Source organism: Marinobacter xestospongiae (assembly GCF_023156385.1).
In the GTDB taxonomy this organism is placed as follows: domain Bacteria; phylum Pseudomonadota; class Gammaproteobacteria; order Pseudomonadales; family Oleiphilaceae; genus Marinobacter; species Marinobacter xestospongiae.
Window position 1 is genome coordinate 57,177 of sequence record NZ_JAKZAK010000021.1, and the last position, 16,188, is coordinate 73,364.

A 16,188-nucleotide genomic window follows, 5' to 3' on the forward strand; every position below is an offset into this window, starting at 1 on the left:
GTTGGCGGATGGTTGATTGACTCCTGTGTGATTGGTCGCCAGATGTGTGGGGGCGGTGCTGAAAAATTCAACACCTGCAATTACCTATGGCGCAAAAGGGGGCATTCGGTGGCGGATTACAAATTGATACAGTGAAGTGCGAAACCTTTTCATCGGACTCAAGTACACTCCGACACCCTGATCGATTTTCGACCAGTCAGACCGGCTGACACGTCTTTCACCATGGAGGTACCAATGCGACTGATTGCTGCTCTGCTGCTGGCCCTGCCAGCGTTCCTGATGTCCTCAACCGGACATGCCAGTGACCGGCTCTATCTCTACACCGAAAACTTTCCCCCCTACAACATGAGTGCCACTGGCCGAGCTTACGAGCACAACGGCAGCGGCGTGGACGGCCTGTGCACGGAAATCGTCAAGGCAATGCTCGCCGAAACCCAGCTGGATTACGTGATCAAGCTGCGGAACTGGGATTACGGCTACAGCCGGGCGATGGAGAAGCCGAACCACGGTATTTTCTGCACCCACTACACCGAGGAACGGGCACCGCTGTTCAAATGGGTGGGGCCGCTGGCGACCAACCAGCGCACGCTGTTTGCCGCCTCCGGCAGTGATATCCGGGTTAACCGCCTGTCTGACGCCCGTGGCCTGACCATCGGTGGCTATCGCAATGACGTCATGGCGCAGTACCTCAAGGACCAGGGGCTGTCCGTGTCGGAACTGGACAGCGATGATCTGAACCCGAAGCGGCTGGAACTGGGCCAGATCGATCTGTGGATTGCTGACCGTCTGGCCGGCCCCTACATCGCCTCCCAGCAGAACGTTGAGGGCCTGAAGCCGGTGTACGCCTTCGAGGAAGGGGAGATTTTCCTGGCCCTGAATCCCCAGACACCGGACGCCGTGGTACAGACGCTGGAAGCGGCGCTGGAGCGTATTCGCCAGTCCGGCATTTACCAAGCGATTCAGGACAAGTACTGAGCAGCCGGCAGCGACGATCCTTAATACTTAAATGATTCGTAATTGCAATTGTTACAAAAAGACACGGCTAGAATGACGGCCTAATCCGACAACGTAGCTACAGTGTACGTGTCCCGGCTCGTGATGGGGAAAGCCCCGGAAGCAGTACGAGCGGTTAGATCCCGATCATTGTTGAGGAATCGTCGATGCGTCTGCTCGCAGTACCGATGCTGCTGGCCATGCTGATGGGCACCGGGGTGCCCGCCATGGCCAGTGAAAAGCTCTATTTCTATACCGAGAATTACCCGCCCTACAACATGAGCGCCACCGGGCGCGCTTTCGAACACAGTGCCGATCAGATTGACGGTCTGTGTACCGATCTGGTGGAGGCCATCATGGCCAACACCAGCCTGGACTTTGTGATCAAGCTGAGGAACTGGGATTACGGTTATCAGCGGGCCCTGAACAAACCCAACCATGGGGTGTTCTGCACCGCCTACAACGACGAGCGGGCAGGGCAGTTCAAGTGGGTGGGGCCATTGACCACCGTTGCCTGGACGGTCTTCGGCAAGGCCGGCACCGACATTACCCTCAGCAGCCTGGATGACGCCAAGGGTTACAGTTTCGGTGGCTACCGCAACGACATCATGACCGATTTCCTCAAGGAGCGGGGATTCAAGATGTCCGAGCTGGACAGCAACGACCTCAACCCGCGGCGACTGGCCCTGGGGCAGATCGACCTGTGGCTGGTGGATCGTCTGACCGGCTACTATCTGGCCTCCCAGCAGGACGTCGAAGACATTGAAGAGCTGTACTCGTTCAACGAGACCGAGCTCTACCTGGCACTGAATCCGGACACCCCGGATGAAGTGGTACAGACCCTGGAGATGGCCCTGGAGCAGGTGCACCAGTCCGGCATGTTCTCCGCCATCAGCGACCGCTACGGCCTATAGTAACCCCCTGTCGGGATACCAGCCGCAGCGGCACTGATAGACCGGGTTCCTAGCCCAGAAACGCCATATGCTCGGCGTCCAGCTGCATCAGGTTTTTGGTGGGGCTGAGCATGCTGGTGGCGTGGCTCTGGGCCCGTGGCAGCAGTCGCTCGTAATAGAATTCGGCGGTGGCCAGCTTGGCGCGGTAGAACTCCGCCGCGTCGGCGCCGCCGTGCTCCAGTTTGTCTGCCGCTACCGCCGCCTGACGGGCCCACAGGTAGGCCATGGTGACGTAGCCGCTGTACATCAGGAAGTCGTGGGCCGCAGCGCTGACTACGTCGCGGTCCTTACGGGCCGCCAGCATCAGCCGCACAGTCAGCACGTTCCACTGCGCCGTCAGTTTCAGCAGTTCCACTGCGAACGGCCGTAACCGCTTGTCGGTCAACTGCTTGCGGGCGAAGTTGGCGATCTTCAGGGTGAATTCCCGCACCGCACCGCCCTGGGTCATCATCAGTACCTTGCGGCCCAGCAGGTCGAGGGCCTGGATGCCGGTGGTGCCTTCGTACAGGGTGGCGATCTTGGTGTCACGGATGATCTGCTCCATGCCATGCTCGCGGATGTAGCCGTGGCCACCGAAGACCTGCACGCCCTGGTTGGCGGCCTCGTAGCCGAGCTCGGTGAGGAAGCCCTTGAGGATCGGCGTCAGGAAGCCGAGTTTGTCGTCGTAGGCCTCGGCCTTCTTGCTGTCGCCCTGTTCATGGCCTTCCACCATGTGGTCGGCAAGCCGCGCGGCGTAATACAGCATGGCGCGACCGCCTTCGGCGATGGCCTTCTGGGTCAGCAGCATACGCCGTACGTCGGCGTGATGGATCAGGCTGTCGGCGACCTGATCCGGCTCCTTCTTGCCGGACAGCGCCCGCATGGAGCGGCGATCCCTGGCGTAGTCCAGCGCCCATTGGTAGGACAGTTCCGCCGGCCCCACGCCCTGGATGGCAGTGCCGATGCGGGCGGTGTTCATAAACGTGAACATGCATTCCAGGCCCTGGTTCTCCGGGCCGATCAGGTAGCCGGTGGCGTCGTCGAAGTTCATCACGCAGGTGGCTGAGGCCTTGATGCCCATTTTCTTTTCCAGACTGCCACAGGTGACGCCGTTGCGCTGGCCGACATCGCCGTTATCATCCGGCAGGAACTTGGGCACGATGAACAGGGAAATGCCGCGGGTGCCCTTGGGCGCGTCCGGCAGACGGGCCAGCACCACATGGACGATGTTGTCGGTGAGGTCGTGCTCGCCGGAGGAAATGAAGATCTTGGTGCCGGTGACCCGGTAGCTGCCATCGGCCTGGGGCTCGGCCTTGGTCTTGACCTGGCCCAGGTCGGTGCCACATTGGGGTTCGGTCAGGCACATGGTGCCGCCCCAGCGGCCCTCGGTCAGTGGCGGCAGATAGGTCTGTTTCTGTTCGTCACTGCCGTGGAGGAAGATGGTGTTCATGGCGCCAATGGACAGGCCCGGGTACATCGAGAAGGACCAGTTGGCGGTGCCCATCATTTCCTGCTTGAACAGCCCCAGCGAGGCCGGCAGGCCCTGGCCACCGAACTCCTCGGGCGCCGACAGGCCCTGCCAGCCACCAGCGACGTACTGGGCGTAGGCCTCCTTGAAGCCTTTGGGGGTGGTGACCTCGCCGTTTTCCAGTTTGCAGCCTTCCTCGTCGCCGCTCTGGTACAGCGGGCTCAGCACGTCCTCACAGAAACGGCCGCACTCGCTGAGAATGGCGTCAACAATGTCCGGCGTGGCGTTCTCGCCGCTGGCCAGGGAGGCGTAGTGGCGGGGGTAGTCAAAGACCTCGTTGAGCAGGAATTTCATGTCCCGCAGGGGAGCCTTGTAGGTCGGCATACCGGTACCTCTGTGATGCGATTGTCAGGGGAAAGGCCCAGGCCGGGCCGTGTCTGTTTTTTGTTGTACGGCATTCAAACGGGCGTTCCATTGACGAAAACCGCCTGCCCCCCTGTCAGCAAGGACAATTGGCCGAAATGACGAAAGCCCGCTCCTGACGACCCGTGCCGGTCGGTCCAATCCGCCCCGGGAGCCGTAAAGCCCTGTGGATAACTCAAGCGGAGGTAAATAACATGCAAAAATGGTCCCGGAAGTATGGCGCCGGCGCCCGGCTGTGGGTATGTTGGCTGGCAGTCGCACTGGCCGGCTGTGCCGGACCGTCGCTGGACGACTACCAGGGGCGGACGCCGGTGCTGGAGCCGACCCGCTTCTTCGAGGGTGAACTTTCCGCGCGCGGGGTGGTCAAGGACTTCTCCGGCGAAGTGATCCGCACCTTTGATGCCGACATCGTTGCCCACTGGGACGACCGCGGGGTGGGGACCCTGGATGAGGTGTTCCGCTTTGACGACGGCGAACGCCAGACCCGCATCTGGACCCTGACACCCAACGCCGACGGCTACCTGGCCGAGGCCGGTGATGTGGTGTCCCCAGGCCAGATGCGCTGGGCAGGCAACAGCCTGCATATGAATTACGTGCTTCGGGTGGCCACCGATGATGGCGCCATCGACGTGCACATGGACGACTGGATGCACCTGGTGACCCCCGATACGTTGATCAACCAGACCACCATGACCAAGTGGGGCGTGGAGGTTGGCGAGGTGGTGCTGGTGATCCAGAAACGATGATCACGAAAGGTGAGACGGGAGTATGCTGAAACAAGGGATGATCGCCCTGGCCATCCTGCTGGTGGCGGTGGTGGCGGGGGCTGGCTACCAGATGCTGGCGGAACAACAGACCGCCGGCGAACAGGAGCAACGGCCGCCCCGCATCGTCAACACCGCCCAGCCCAGGCTGCAGCAGGTTCAGGACGCGCTGTCGGCGGTGGGCACCCTGAAGTCCCGGGAAGCGGTGTCGCTGACGGCCGAAGTCAGCGGCCGGGTGGTGGCGATGGAGTTCGAGTCCGGTGGTCGGGTACGGCAGGGCCAGCGTCTGGTGCAGCTGGACGATCGCCAGGCCCGCGCCGATCTGGAGGTGGCGGAGGCCCAGCTGGCTGAGGCCCAGCGCCAGTTTGACCGCGCCCGCCGGCTGGTCACCAACAACAGCATTTCCCAGTCCCGTCTCGACGAGCTGCGCACCGCTCTGGATGTGGCCAGAGCCCAGCGTGTGGCGGCCCAGACCCGCCTTGACAACCATCGCATCGAAGCGCCGTTCAGCGGCGTGGTCGGGCTCACTGACCTCAGCCTGGGCAGCTACCTCAGCGTGGGCGATGTCATCGCCACCCTGGACGACACCAGCCGGATGGAGCTCGGCTTCTCGGTTCCCGAGCGCTTCCTGGGCCAGCTCCATCGTGGCCAGCGGGTGGAAGGCACCACCCCGGCCTACAGTGACGAGCGTTTTGCCGGCACCCTGATCGAGCTGGGCTCGCGGGTCATCGAACTGAGCCGGACCCTGCCGGTGCGGGCGCAGGTGCACAATCCGGACGGTCGCCTGCGGCCGGGCCAGTTCATGTCGGTGCGGTTGACCCTGGCGGAGCGCGAGGCGCTGGTGATTCCCGAGCAGGCGATGCTGATTCGTGGTGGCGCCAGCTACGTGTTCACCGTGGTGGACGGACAGGCCCGGCGCACCACGGTGTCCGTGGGTCAGCGCCAGCCCGGCTGGGTAGAGATCCTCGAAGGTCTGGCACTGGATGACCAGGTGGTGATCACCGGCCAGGACCGCCTCAGCAGCGGAGACCCGGTCAAGGTGGTGGACGACGCCAGTGCCATTCCTCCCAGCCACCTGGCCAGGGCGCCGGGAGCGGCATCGTGATCCTGTCGGATGTCTCCATCAAGCGGCCGGTGTTCGCCACCGTGCTCAGCCTGCTGGTGCTGGTGTTCGGCCTGGCGGCCTTGCTGGGTCTGCCGGTGCGGGAGTACCCGGACATTGATCCACCCTATGTCTCCATCTCCACCGATTACACCGGCGCCGCCGCCGAGGTGGTGGACACCCAGATTACCCAGGTAATCGAGGGCGCGGTGAGCGGGATCGAAGGCATCCGCTCGGTGACCTCCAGTACCGAGCAGGCGGAATCCCGCACCTCCATTGAATTCAACAGCGATGTCGATGTCGACGTTGCCGCCAACGACGTCCGCGATGCGGTGTCGCGGGTGGCCAACCAGCTGCCGGATGAGGCGGACGCCCCGGTGGTCAGCAAGGCCGACTCCGATGCCAACCCGATGATGTGGGTCACCCTGCGCAGTGATGTCTGGAGTCGCGCTGAGCTCAGTGACTACGCCGACCGGGTACTGGTGGACCGGCTGTCGGTGCTGGAGGGCGTTGCTCGGGTGCGGATCGGTGGTGAGCGCCGTTACGCCATCCGGGTGTGGCTGGACCAGCAGCGGCTGGCGGCCCGGGACATCACCGTGGCAGAAGTGGAGCGGGCGCTACGGGCCAACAACGCCGAGTTCCCCGCCGGCTCACTGGAATCGGAAACCCGGGACTTCACCGTGCGGGCGGAAGGCCGGTTATCGTCGGTGGAGGCCTTCCGTGAGCTGGTGATCCGCCGTGACGGCAACAACCTGCTGCGGCTGGGGGAAGTGGCCCGGGTGGAAATGGGCGTGGAGTCCGACGTCGGACGGCTGCGGGCCAACGGCAAGAATGCGGTTGGCCTGGGTATTATCCGGCAGTCCAAGGCCAACACCGTGGCGGTGTCGGACCGGGTCCAGGCTGAACTGGACAACATCCGCCAAACCCTGCCGCCGGAAGTGTCGATAGCCGAAAGCTACGACGAATCGCTGTTTATCCGTGCCTCGATCCGCGAGGTGATCACCACCCTGGCCATTGCGGTGGCGCTGGTGATCCTGGTGATTTTCGTGTTCCTGCGGTCCTGGCGGGCGACCCTGATTCCCGCCGTTACCATCCCGGTGGCGGTGATTGGCGCGTTTATCGGCCTTGGGGCGCTGGGCTTCTCGGTCAACGTCCTGACCCTGCTGGCGGTGATCCTGGCCATCGGCCTGGTGGTGGACGACGCCATTGTGATGCTGGAGAACATCCAGCGCCGCATTGATGATGGCGAGCCGCCGTTGCTGGCTGCCTTCCGCGGTGCCAAGCAGGTGGCGTTTGCGGTGATTGCCACTACCCTGACTCTGGTGGCGGTGTTTGTGCCGATCTCGTTCATGCAGGGCAACGTCGGCCGGCTGTTTGCCGAGTTTGGCTTTACCCTGGCAGCGGCGGTGGTGGTATCGAGTCTGGTGGCACTGACGCTGGCGCCGATGCTGTGTTCCAAGTGGCTGCGGCACAGCCCTCAGCAGGCGGAGGGCCATCGCCTGTGGATGGCCAGCGAGCGGGTGCTGTCGGGGCTGACCCGGGGTTACGAGCGGCTGTTGCGGTTCTCCCTGCGCCAGCCCGGGCTGCTGCTTGGGCTGGGCCTGGCAGGGCTGGTTCTGGCTGCGGTGGTGTTTCCGCAACTGCCCCAGGAACTGGCGCCGACGGAGGACCGCAGTGTGGTGATTGTGCCCGCCAGTGCGCCGCGGGGATCGACGGTGGAATACACCGATCACCACGTCAGCAAGATTGAACGCCAGTTGATGCCCTACCTGGAGCAGGGTATTGCCGACCGGCTGCTGGCGATTGTCGGCTTCCGTGACGAACAGGACCGGGGGCTGATGATTGTCGGCCTGGTGCCGTGGGAAGAACGCACCATGCGCCAGCAGGAGCTGGCCGCCGAGCTGTGGCCAATTCTCGGCAGTGTGCCGGGGGTGCGCTCGGTGGCGATCAATCCCGGTGGGCTGGGGGGCGGCTTCAGCGAGCCCATCGAGCTGGTGATCGGCGGTCCGGACTACGACACCGTGCAGGCCTGGAGCGAGGAGCTGCTGGCGCTGGCGAAGGAAAATCCCAACCTGTACAACCTGGAAACCGACTTCGAGCTGACCCGGCCCGAGCTGGCGGTGACCATTGACCGGGAGCGGGCGGCGGACCTGGACATCACCATCGAGGACGTTGGCCTGACTCTGCAGACGCTGTTGGCTTCCCGCCAGGTCACCACCTTCCTTGATCGGGGCCGGGAGTACGACGTTATTGTTCAGGCCGAAGATGCCGATCGTGCCACTCCGGACGATCTGGGCCAGGTGTTCCTGCGCGCCCGCAGCGGCGGCGAGCTGATTCCATTGCAGGCGCTGGTGTCGATGGCGGAAGTGGGCGCCAACCCTGACCTGCGGCGGGTGGACCGGATGCCGGCGGTGGTGATCAGTGGCTCGCTGGCGGAGGGCTACGACCTGGGCACCGCGCTGGACTACCTCAACACCCTGGCCATGGACAACCTGCCGCCGGAAGCCCGCATCAGCTACCGTGGCCTGAGCCGGGAACTGGAAGAATCCACGGCGGCCATCTACCTGACCTTTGGACTGGCGTTCGTGATCGTGTTCCTGGTGCTGGCGGCCCAGTTTGAAAGCTGGATTCACCCGCTGATCATCATGCTGGCGGTGCCGCTGGCGGTCACCGGCGCGCTGCTGGCGTTGTGGTGGTCGGGCATCAGTCTCAACATCTACAGCCAGATCGGCATCATCATGCTGCTGGGGCTGATGGCGAAGAACGGCATCCTGATGGTCGAGTTTGCCAACCAGCTGCGGGACCGTGGTCACAGCGTTCAGGAAGCCATCCTCCAGGGCAGTATCCTGCGTTTCCGGCCGGTGCTGATGACCACCATTTCCACCGTGTTTGGTGCGGTACCGCTGGTGCTGGCGTCCGGCGCCGGGGCAGAAAGCCGGGCCTCCATCGGTGTGGTGATTCTGGGTGGACTGGTGTTTGCCACCACCCTGACGCTGTTCATCATCCCGGTGCTGTACAACCTGCTGGCACGGTTCGCCAAGTCCGCCAATGCGGTGGAGCAGGAGCTGGAGCGGCTCACCGCAGGACAGGCCGGCGGTGCCGGTGTCCAGGGAGCCCGTCAGGCGCCGCGACCGGAGGACTTCTAGCGCGCCTTGGATTCAAGCGGGATCTGCAAAAGCGAGCCCCGCCTACAGCGTCGGCGGAAAGCTCAGCTGGCCGTTGAACAGTTCGTCCGGGTGCAGGTCGACGCAGAAAATCATCGCCTGGTCCCCCAGTTGCAGTGTGGTGGACAGGGTAATGGTGCGGGTGGCGTCCGGCAGTGCGACGTAGGGCCGGCAGGCGTTGACCTGCTGGGGCTGCTCGATGGCCAGGCGGACGTATTCGCGATGGGCCCAGCAGGCACCGCTGGAGCCATACAGCGGATTGAAGGTACGACGCTGGTGGTCAGGGCTGGCGATGGCCAGGTTGCCCTGCTGCACGCCCTGGCGATCCAGCAGGAAGCAGCGTTTGACGCCAGCGATCGTTAGCAGGCCGCCACAGGCCTGGTCGAAGGCTTCCTGGCGCATGATGCGGTGACAGGCCTCCAGGGTCTCAAAGCGCAGTAACCGCAAGAATCCCTCCTGGGCCAGATGGTCCACCGACGCGAACTGCTGGTTGTTGGCCAACAGGCGCTGGAACCGTTGTTGCAGCGGTGCTGCCTCGTTGTCCGCCAGCGGCGCCGGGCGGCCGAAGTAGAAGCCCTGCAGCAAGTCGGCGTCGGTGGCTAGGGCAATGCGGGCCTGGGCGTCGGTCTCGATGCCTTCCAGCAGTACCAGGCTGCCGCTCTCCCGGATCATTCGTACCAGGCTGTCCAGCAGTTGACGGGCCCGCGGGTGACACTCGGCATTGACCAGTAGGCTGCGGTCCAGTTTGACGATCAGCGGTTCCAGCTGCCACATGCGCTCAAAGTTGGAATCGCCGACACCAAAGTCGTCGATGGCGATCTGGAAGCCCCTGGCCTTGGCCTGGGCAACGAAGTCCAGCAGCGCCTGGCGTTCCGCCACCTCGGTTTCCACCACCTCAAGCACCACCTGGGCCGGCTCGATGCCCAGATGCCGGCAGTGTTCGGTGAGGGTGGTCAGGCAGTTGTCCGGGTGCACGCAGGTGGTGGGGCTGATATTGAGGAACAGCCACACCGGCACCGGCGGCTGCTGATGGGCGAAGCTGTCCAGGTGCAGCTGCAGCAGGTGGCGGTCGAGCTGATCGGTGCAGTCCGCCCGCTGGGCGGCCTCGAACAGTTGCGGCGGCGGCACGGCCTGCTGCTGCCGCTGGACCCGGATCAGCGCCTCATAACCCACCAGACGCTGATGGCTGGGGCTGAAGATGGGCTGGGACACTGGCGTAAAGGCGAACTGATCCAGAAACTCACTGCCTTTGGGGGCAGGGGTCCAGAAGGTGGTGCGGGACCTGAGCGAAATCACACTGCTCATGATGTTGGTTGGCCTCGATGGCAATTGGCAGAACCGTTCCCTGGGGTAGCTGAGTTTTCCACAGGCCGTCGATCCGAGGACGTCCGGGACTGCGGGGTTATTCGTAGCAGGATCAGGATTGCGAAGTTCGTGCCAGCTGTGGATAACGGTCATTGATGGCCACGAGAGCAGGTTATCCACAGGTTTTCCCCGGAAGGCGCCCTGTTAAGGTGCGGTCACCACCGTGACTGCGCCGGTATGGCGCGTGCCGGTCAGCCGGGGCTTGCCCCCGGGATCGCTTTGCCGCATCGTTACAGGAATTTTTTCCACAGCCTGGCCGGGACGGCTTGTTACTGGCCGCCCGGGCGGTGGCTGGTGTGCCATCGGCGGTTGCCAACAAGGAGGAGTGTGTTTTCATGGCCGATCACAGTCAGTTCCGGCTGCTTGGAGAGCGACGGTTCCTGCCGTTCTTCCTGACCCAGTTTTCCGGTGCCTTCAACGACAACCTGTACAAGAACGCCCTGCTGTTGCTGGTGACCTACAGCGCCGCCGGCCTGATGGGGCTGTCGGTGGACATCGTGGTCAATCTGGCGGCGTTCCTGTTTATTCTGCCGTTCTTCCTGTTCTCTGCGATTGCCGGCCAGGTGGCGGACAAGTACGAGAAGTCGCTGGTGATTCGCCGGGTCAAGGCGCTGGAGATTGTCATCATGGCGCTGGCAGCGCTGGGGCTGTGGTTTGGCTGGTACGGCGCACTGTTGCTGCTGCTGTTCCTGATGGGCACCCAGTCAACCTTCTTCGGTCCGGTGAAGTACGCCATCCTGCCCCAGGTACTGCGGGACGACGAACTGGTGGGCGGTAACGCGCTGGTGGAAATGGGCACCTTCGTGGCGATCCTGCTGGGTACCCTGGCGGCGGGCCTGATCATGGGTTTTGATGCCCCCGAGCGGGTGGCGGCGGTGGCCGTCCTGATCATGGCGGTGGTCGGTTACCTGGTGGCGCGCCAGGTGCCCGCCACCGAGGCCGGCGCTGCCAACCTGACCATCCGCTACAACCCGCTGAAGGAAACCTGGAAGCTGATGGCGATGGCGCGGGAGAAGCACTCGGTGCTGCTCAGCATCATGGCGATCTCCTGGTTCTGGTTCCTTGGCGCGGCCTATCTGACCCAGTTCCCTAACTTCGCCAAGTCCGAGCTGTTGGGGGACGAGACCGTGGTGACGCTGCTGCTGGCCATCTTCACCATTGGCATCGCCCTGGGCTCGGTACTGTGCGAGCGGCTGTCCGGCCATCGAGTGGAACTGGGCATTGTCCCCATCGGTTCGTTGGGGCTGAGTCTGTTCGGGGCCGATATCTACTTCAACATGCCCACGGCCACCACCACGGTGGATTGGTGGACCGTGATCAGTGACGGTGACTACCGCCGGATTGCCATTGACCTGCTGGGCATCGGGGTATTTGGCGGGCTGTTCATTGTGCCGCTGTACGCCTTCGTCCAGCACGAAACCCCGGCCGACAAACGTGCCCGGATCATCGCCGCGCTCAACGTCTTCAACGCCCTGTTCATGGTGGTGAGTGCGTTGATGGGAATGGTCATGCTGGGGCTGATCGGGTTGTCGATTCCGGAATTCTTCCTGGTGCTGTCGATCATGAACCTGGTGGTGGCGGGGTTCGTTTACCAGCAGGTGCCGGAGTTTGCCCTGCGGTTTGTGATCTGGGTGTTGTCCCACACCTTCTACCGGGTCCGTCACCAGGGTCTGCAACGCATTCCCGAGGACGGGCCGGTACTGCTGGTGTGCAACCATGTTTCCTACATGGATGCCCTGGTAATCGCCGGCGCGGTGCGTCGTCCGGTACGCTTCGTGATGGACTACCGCATCTTCAAGACCCCGGTACTGGGGGCATTCTTCCGCCTGGCCAAGACCATTCCCATCGGCTCCCGCAACCGGGTGCCGGAGATCTACCAGCGTGCCTTTGAGCGCATCGATGAGGAACTGGATGCCGGCAACGTGGTGTGCATCTTCCCGGAAGGCAAGCTGACCAAGGACGGCGAGATCGATACCTTCCGCGGCGGCGTGGAACTGATCCTGGAGCGCCGGCCGGTACCGGTGGTCCCAATGGCCCTGCGGGGATTGTGGGGCAGTTTCTTCAGTCACTGCGGTGGTCCGGCCCTGAAACACTGGCCGCGGCGCTTCTGGTCACGGATCGAGTTGCGGGCCGGGGATGTGGTGGCGCCAGAGGCGGCGTCCGCCGGCCAGTTGCAGCAGCAGGTGACGGAACTGCGGGGGGAAACCTCCTGAGGAAAACCCGCATGGTGTGTGGATAAAAACAGGGATAAAGTCCGGACAAGCCGTGGGTTTCTTTATTTATGGCTTTTGCTTTCAGTAGCTTATGTTGTTTTCGTCGACTTTGCAGGGACCGTATTTCTGTGGATAACTTTCTTGAAAATTTTTTTCAACAAGGTCAGGCAAACCGCTGATAAATCTGGCTGTTTTCTGCGCAGATCGATGAAAAACTGAACGCCCGCGCTGGCCTGCAATGACAGATTATTGCAACGGCGATGACTCTGGTTAAAATTTGCACATTCCAACTGCATTTCGGGCGGGGAGGCGTTATACTCCCCGCCCCGAATTTTTCTCCCTGTATCCGAGGTGACGAGTGGACTTTCCGACCCGTTTCGATGTGATTGTCATTGGTGGTGGCCATGCCGGTACCGAAGCCGCGTTGGCGGCAGCCCGCATGGGCTCGGCCACACTGCTGCTGACCCACAACATTGAGACCCTCGGCCAGATGTCCTGCAACCCCGCCATTGGCGGTATTGGCAAGAGTCACCTGGTGAAGGAAATCGATGCCCTGGGTGGCGCCATGGCCCGGGCCACCGATCGTGGCGGTATCCAGTTCCGGGTACTCAACAGCCGCAAGGGGCCGGCGGTGCGGGCGACCCGTGCCCAGGCCGACCGGGTGCTGTACAAGGCGGCGATCCGCGAGATGCTGGAGAACCAGCCCAATCTGACGCTGTTCCAGCAGGCCGCAGACGATCTGCTTGTGGATAACGATCGGGTCACCGGGGTAGTGACCCAGACCGGCATTCGCTTTCACGCCGACACCGTGGTGCTGACCACCGGAACCTTCCTGGGCGGGGTTATCCACATCGGTATGCAGAACCACGCCGGCGGCCGTGCCGGCGATGCGCCGGCCAACGCCCTGGCCAAGCGGCTGCGGGAGCTGCCATTCAACATTGGCCGGCTGAAGACTGGCACGCCACCGCGGATTGATGCCCGCAGTGTCGATTTTTCAGTGATGCAGGAGCAGTGGGGCGATGCCCCCACCCCGGTGATGTCGTTCATCGGTTCCCGCGATGAGCACCCCGAACAGGTGTGCTGTTACGTTACCCGCACCACCGAGCAGACCCACGACATCATCCGCAGCGGCTTTGACCGTTCACCGATGTTTGCCGGTGCCATTGAAGGGGTGGGCCCACGCTATTGCCCGTCCATCGAAGACAAGGTCAGCCGCTTTGCCGACAAGGATTCCCACCAGATCTTTGTGGAGCCGGAAGGGCTGACCACCCACGAGCTCTACCCCAACGGGATTTCCACCAGTCTGCCGTTCGATATCCAGCTGGCGGCGGTACGGTCGATCCCCGGCTTTGAGAATGCCCACATCACCCGGCCTGGCTATGCCATCGAGTACGATTACCTGAACCCCCAGGACCTGCGCCACACTCTGGAAACCAAGTTCATCCGGGGTTTGTACTTTGCCGGCCAGATCAACGGCACCACCGGTTACGAAGAGGCGGGTGCCCAGGGCCTGCTGGCTGGCCTTAACGCAGCGTTGCAGGCCCAGGGCAAAGACGCCTGGTACCCGCGCCGGGATGAAGCCTACCTCGGTGTGCTGGTGGACGACCTGATTACCATGGGCACCTCCGAGCCCTACCGCATGTTCACCAGCCGTGCCGAGTACCGGCTGATCCTGCGGGAGGACAACGCCGACCTGCGCCTCACCGAAACCGGCCGCAAGCTGGGACTGGTGGACGACAACCGCTGGGACCGCTTCAATCGCAAGCGCGATGCCATTGCCATTGAGCGTCAGCGCCTGGAAAGCACCCGTATTCATCCCGGCACCGCCCAGGGTGAGACCGCCGACGGCCACCTCAACCAGCCGATGACCCGCGACCAGTCCCTGGCGGAGCTGCTGCGCCGTCCGGAGATGGCGTACCCGCAGATTGCCGACATTGGCGGCGAGCGTGCGGACGATCCGGCGGTGGCCGAGCAGGTGGAGATCGAGATCAAGTACGAGGGCTACATTTCCCGGCAGGCCGATGAGATCGAACGGTTGCGGCGAAATGAGAATACCCGTCTGCCGGTGGATCTGGACTACGAGCAGGTCGGTGGCCTGTCCAACGAGATCAAACAGAAGCTGCTGGCGGTCCGGCCGGAGACCATTGCCCAGGCGTCACGGATTCAGGGCGTGACACCGGCAGCCGTGTCCCAGTTGCTGGTGCACCTGAAAAAACGCGATCTGCTCAACAAGCGCTCGGCCTGATTTCCGATGTCCGACGCACTCTGGCAGAAGCAACTGCAGCGTGGCCTGGTGGCCATGGATCTCAATCTCTCCAGTGGCCAGCAGCAACAGCTGCTGGCCTTTCTCGCCCTGCTCAACAAGTGGAACCGGGCCTACAATCTCACCGCGGTCCGTGAACCGGCGGCGATGGTGTCGCGGCAGTTGCTGGACAGCCTCAGCCTGCGGCCGTTCGTGACCGCAGAGCGACTGTTGGATGTGGGTGCCGGCGGCGGCCTGCCGGGGATTCCCCTGGCCATCACCTGTCCCGAGCGTCACTTCACCCTGCTGGACAGCAACATCAAGAAAACCCGGTTCCTGACCCAGTGCAAGCTGGAGCTTGGCCTGGATAACCTGGACGTTATTCACGGTCGTGCCGAGGCCTGTCCGCCGGATACCCGCTATCATCAGATCAGCAGCCGGGCCTTCACCGCCCTGGCCAACCTGGTGGACTGGTGTGGTCACCTGCTGGCGGACGGTGGCGAGTTCCTTGCCATGAAAGGTCAGTTTCCGGATGATGAAGTGGCGGCGCTGCCGGCGCCGTGGCAGGTCCGCGAGCAGCATGCCCTGGTGGTACCGGAGTGCAGTGGGGAACGTCACCTGCTGATTCTGGACCGGTCCCACTGAACCATCGGCCGGTGTCCCGGCCAACCAAAAGAAACCAATGAATCCGGAAGCGAGGACAGGAGACTTGTCATGGCACGCGTAATTGCGGTGACCAACCAGAAAGGCGGTGTGGGCAAGACCACCACCTGCGTCAACCTGGCGGCTTCCCTGGCGGCCACCAAGCGTCGCGTGCTGCTGGTGGACATGGACCCGCAGGGCAATGCCACCATGGGCAGTGGTGTGGATAAAAATGCCCTGGAGCGGTCCGGTTACGACGTTCTCACCAAAAAAGCCGACATCAGTGAGGTGGTGGTTCAGGTCGAGGCGGCCGGGTTTGACCTGCTCGGCGCCAATGGCGATCTCACCGCGGCGGAAGTCGAGCTGATGAACGAGATCGGCCGTGAACACCGGTTGCGACTGGCGGTCAACTCGGTGCGTGAGCAGTACGACTACATCCTCATCGACTGTCCGCCGTCGCTCAGCCTGCTGACGGTGAATGCGCTGTCGGCCTCGGACTCGGTGCTGATTCCGATGCAGTGTGAGTATTACGCCCTGGAAGGGCTGGCGGCGCTGATGAACACCGTGCAGCAGATCCAGGAGACGGTGAACCCGAATCTGGAGATCGAAGGCATCCTGCGGACCATGTACGATCCGCGCAACAGCCTGACCCTGGACGTGTCCGGTCAGCTCAACGAATACTTCGGCGACAAGGTCTACCGGGCGGTGGTGCCGCGCAACGTGCGACTGGCGGAGGCGCCCAGTTACGGCCTGCCGGCACTGAAGTACGACCGTGCCTCCAAGGGTGCCATTGCCTACCTGGCCCTGGCCGGGGAGATGGTGCGCCGGCACGGCACCTCAAAGACATCCGCGGCAGTCGCCGTGTAAGATAGCAACCGAC

The 16,188-nt window shown here is 63.1% G+C and carries 11 protein-coding genes; 9 read left to right on the forward strand and 2 right to left on the reverse strand.

Translation table 11 applies throughout. The features are described from left to right. Nucleotides 1-234: 234 nt before the first annotated feature. Complete coding sequence (locus MLD24_RS15350; RefSeq protein WP_248167722.1) at nucleotides 235-975, forward strand: substrate-binding periplasmic protein; 741 nt, start codon at nucleotides 235-237, stop codon at nucleotides 973-975. Between the two features lie 185 nt (nucleotides 976-1,160). Next, nucleotides 1,161-1,907 carry a substrate-binding periplasmic protein gene (locus tag MLD24_RS15355; protein ID WP_248167725.1) on the forward strand — a complete coding sequence of 249 codons (747 nt, stop codon included), beginning with the start codon at nucleotides 1,161-1,163 and terminating at the stop codon, nucleotides 1,905-1,907. 49 nt (nucleotides 1,908-1,956) lie between these two features. On the opposite strand, the gene MLD24_RS15360 is transcribed toward MLD24_RS15355, so the two are convergent. Continuing rightward, entirely contained in the window at nucleotides 1,957-3,777 is a 1,821-nt protein-coding gene (locus MLD24_RS15360; RefSeq protein ID WP_248167728.1) for an acyl-CoA dehydrogenase C-terminal domain-containing protein, read from the reverse strand. A 233-nt stretch (nucleotides 3,778-4,010) separates the two neighbouring features. On the opposite strand from MLD24_RS15360, the gene MLD24_RS15365 reads away from it, so the two are divergent. Genes MLD24_RS15365 through MLD24_RS15375 form a run of 3 tightly spaced genes read left to right on the forward strand, consistent with a single transcriptional unit; the run spans nucleotide 4,011 to nucleotide 8,828 of the window. Beyond that, entirely contained in the window at nucleotides 4,011-4,562 is a 552-nt protein-coding gene (locus tag MLD24_RS15365) for a DUF3833 family protein (protein ID WP_248167731.1), read from the forward strand. A 22-nt stretch (nucleotides 4,563-4,584) separates the two neighbouring features. Beyond that, nucleotides 4,585-5,685: an efflux RND transporter periplasmic adaptor subunit gene (locus MLD24_RS15370; RefSeq protein WP_248167734.1), complete on the forward strand. Its 1,101-nt coding sequence runs from the start codon at nucleotides 4,585-4,587 to the stop codon at nucleotides 5,683-5,685. Next, the gene (locus tag MLD24_RS15375; RefSeq protein WP_248167737.1) at nucleotides 5,682-8,828 is read left to right on the forward strand and encodes an efflux RND transporter permease subunit; all 3,147 of its coding nucleotides are present in this window, start codon (nucleotides 5,682-5,684) and stop codon (nucleotides 8,826-8,828) included. The genes MLD24_RS15370 and MLD24_RS15375 overlap by 4 nt, the downstream gene beginning before the upstream one ends. A 42-nt stretch (nucleotides 8,829-8,870) precedes the next feature. Here the strand turns inward: MLD24_RS15375 and MLD24_RS15380 are convergent, their stop codons facing one another. After that, complete coding sequence (locus MLD24_RS15380; protein ID WP_248167740.1) at nucleotides 8,871-10,151, reverse strand: EAL domain-containing protein; 1,281 nt, start codon at nucleotides 10,149-10,151, stop codon at nucleotides 8,871-8,873. 395 nt (nucleotides 10,152-10,546) lie between these two features. Between MLD24_RS15380 and MLD24_RS15385 the strand changes: the two genes are divergently transcribed. From MLD24_RS15385 to MLD24_RS15400, 4 genes are all read left to right on the forward strand, one after another. Then, nucleotides 10,547-12,424: an MFS transporter gene (locus MLD24_RS15385; protein WP_248167743.1), complete on the forward strand. Its 1,878-nt coding sequence runs from the start codon at nucleotides 10,547-10,549 to the stop codon at nucleotides 12,422-12,424. Nucleotides 12,425-12,782: 358 nt separating this feature from the next. Continuing rightward, nucleotides 12,783-14,669: a tRNA uridine-5-carboxymethylaminomethyl(34) synthesis enzyme MnmG gene (gene mnmG / locus MLD24_RS15390; RefSeq protein WP_248167746.1), complete on the forward strand. Its 1,887-nt coding sequence runs from the start codon at nucleotides 12,783-12,785 to the stop codon at nucleotides 14,667-14,669. Nucleotides 14,670-14,675: 6 nt separating this feature from the next. Beyond that, entirely contained in the window at nucleotides 14,676-15,311 is a 636-nt protein-coding gene (gene rsmG / locus MLD24_RS15395) for a 16S rRNA (guanine(527)-N(7))-methyltransferase RsmG (RefSeq protein ID WP_227173030.1), read from the forward strand. Between the two features lie 69 nt (nucleotides 15,312-15,380). Next, nucleotides 15,381-16,175: a ParA family protein gene (locus MLD24_RS15400; RefSeq protein WP_248167749.1), complete on the forward strand. Its 795-nt coding sequence runs from the start codon at nucleotides 15,381-15,383 to the stop codon at nucleotides 16,173-16,175. The last annotated feature ends 13 nt before the right edge of the window (nucleotides 16,176-16,188 follow it).

Bases quoted from the DNA above. Each gene is read 5' to 3' on its own strand.
- MLD24_RS15350 (WP_248167722.1), top strand. From the start codon at position 235: ATGCGACTGATTGCTGCTCTGCTGCTGGCCCTGCCAGCGTTCCTGATG.
- MLD24_RS15355 (WP_248167725.1), top strand. From the start codon at position 1,161: ATGCGTCTGCTCGCAGTACCGATGCTGCTGGCCATGCTGATGGGCACC.
- MLD24_RS15360 (WP_248167728.1), bottom strand. From the start codon at position 3,777: ATGCCGACCTACAAGGCTCCCCTGCGGGACATGAAATTCCTGCTCAAC.
- MLD24_RS15365 (WP_248167731.1), top strand. From the start codon at position 4,011: ATGCAAAAATGGTCCCGGAAGTATGGCGCCGGCGCCCGGCTGTGGGTA.
- MLD24_RS15370 (WP_248167734.1), top strand. From the start codon at position 4,585: ATGCTGAAACAAGGGATGATCGCCCTGGCCATCCTGCTGGTGGCGGTG.
- MLD24_RS15380 (WP_248167740.1), bottom strand. From the start codon at position 10,151: ATGAGCAGTGTGATTTCGCTCAGGTCCCGCACCACCTTCTGGACCCCT.
- MLD24_RS15385 (WP_248167743.1), top strand. From the start codon at position 10,547: ATGGCCGATCACAGTCAGTTCCGGCTGCTTGGAGAGCGACGGTTCCTG.
- rsmG (WP_227173030.1), top strand. From the start codon at position 14,676: ATGTCCGACGCACTCTGGCAGAAGCAACTGCAGCGTGGCCTGGTGGCC.
- MLD24_RS15400 (WP_248167749.1), top strand. From the start codon at position 15,381: ATGGCACGCGTAATTGCGGTGACCAACCAGAAAGGCGGTGTGGGCAAG.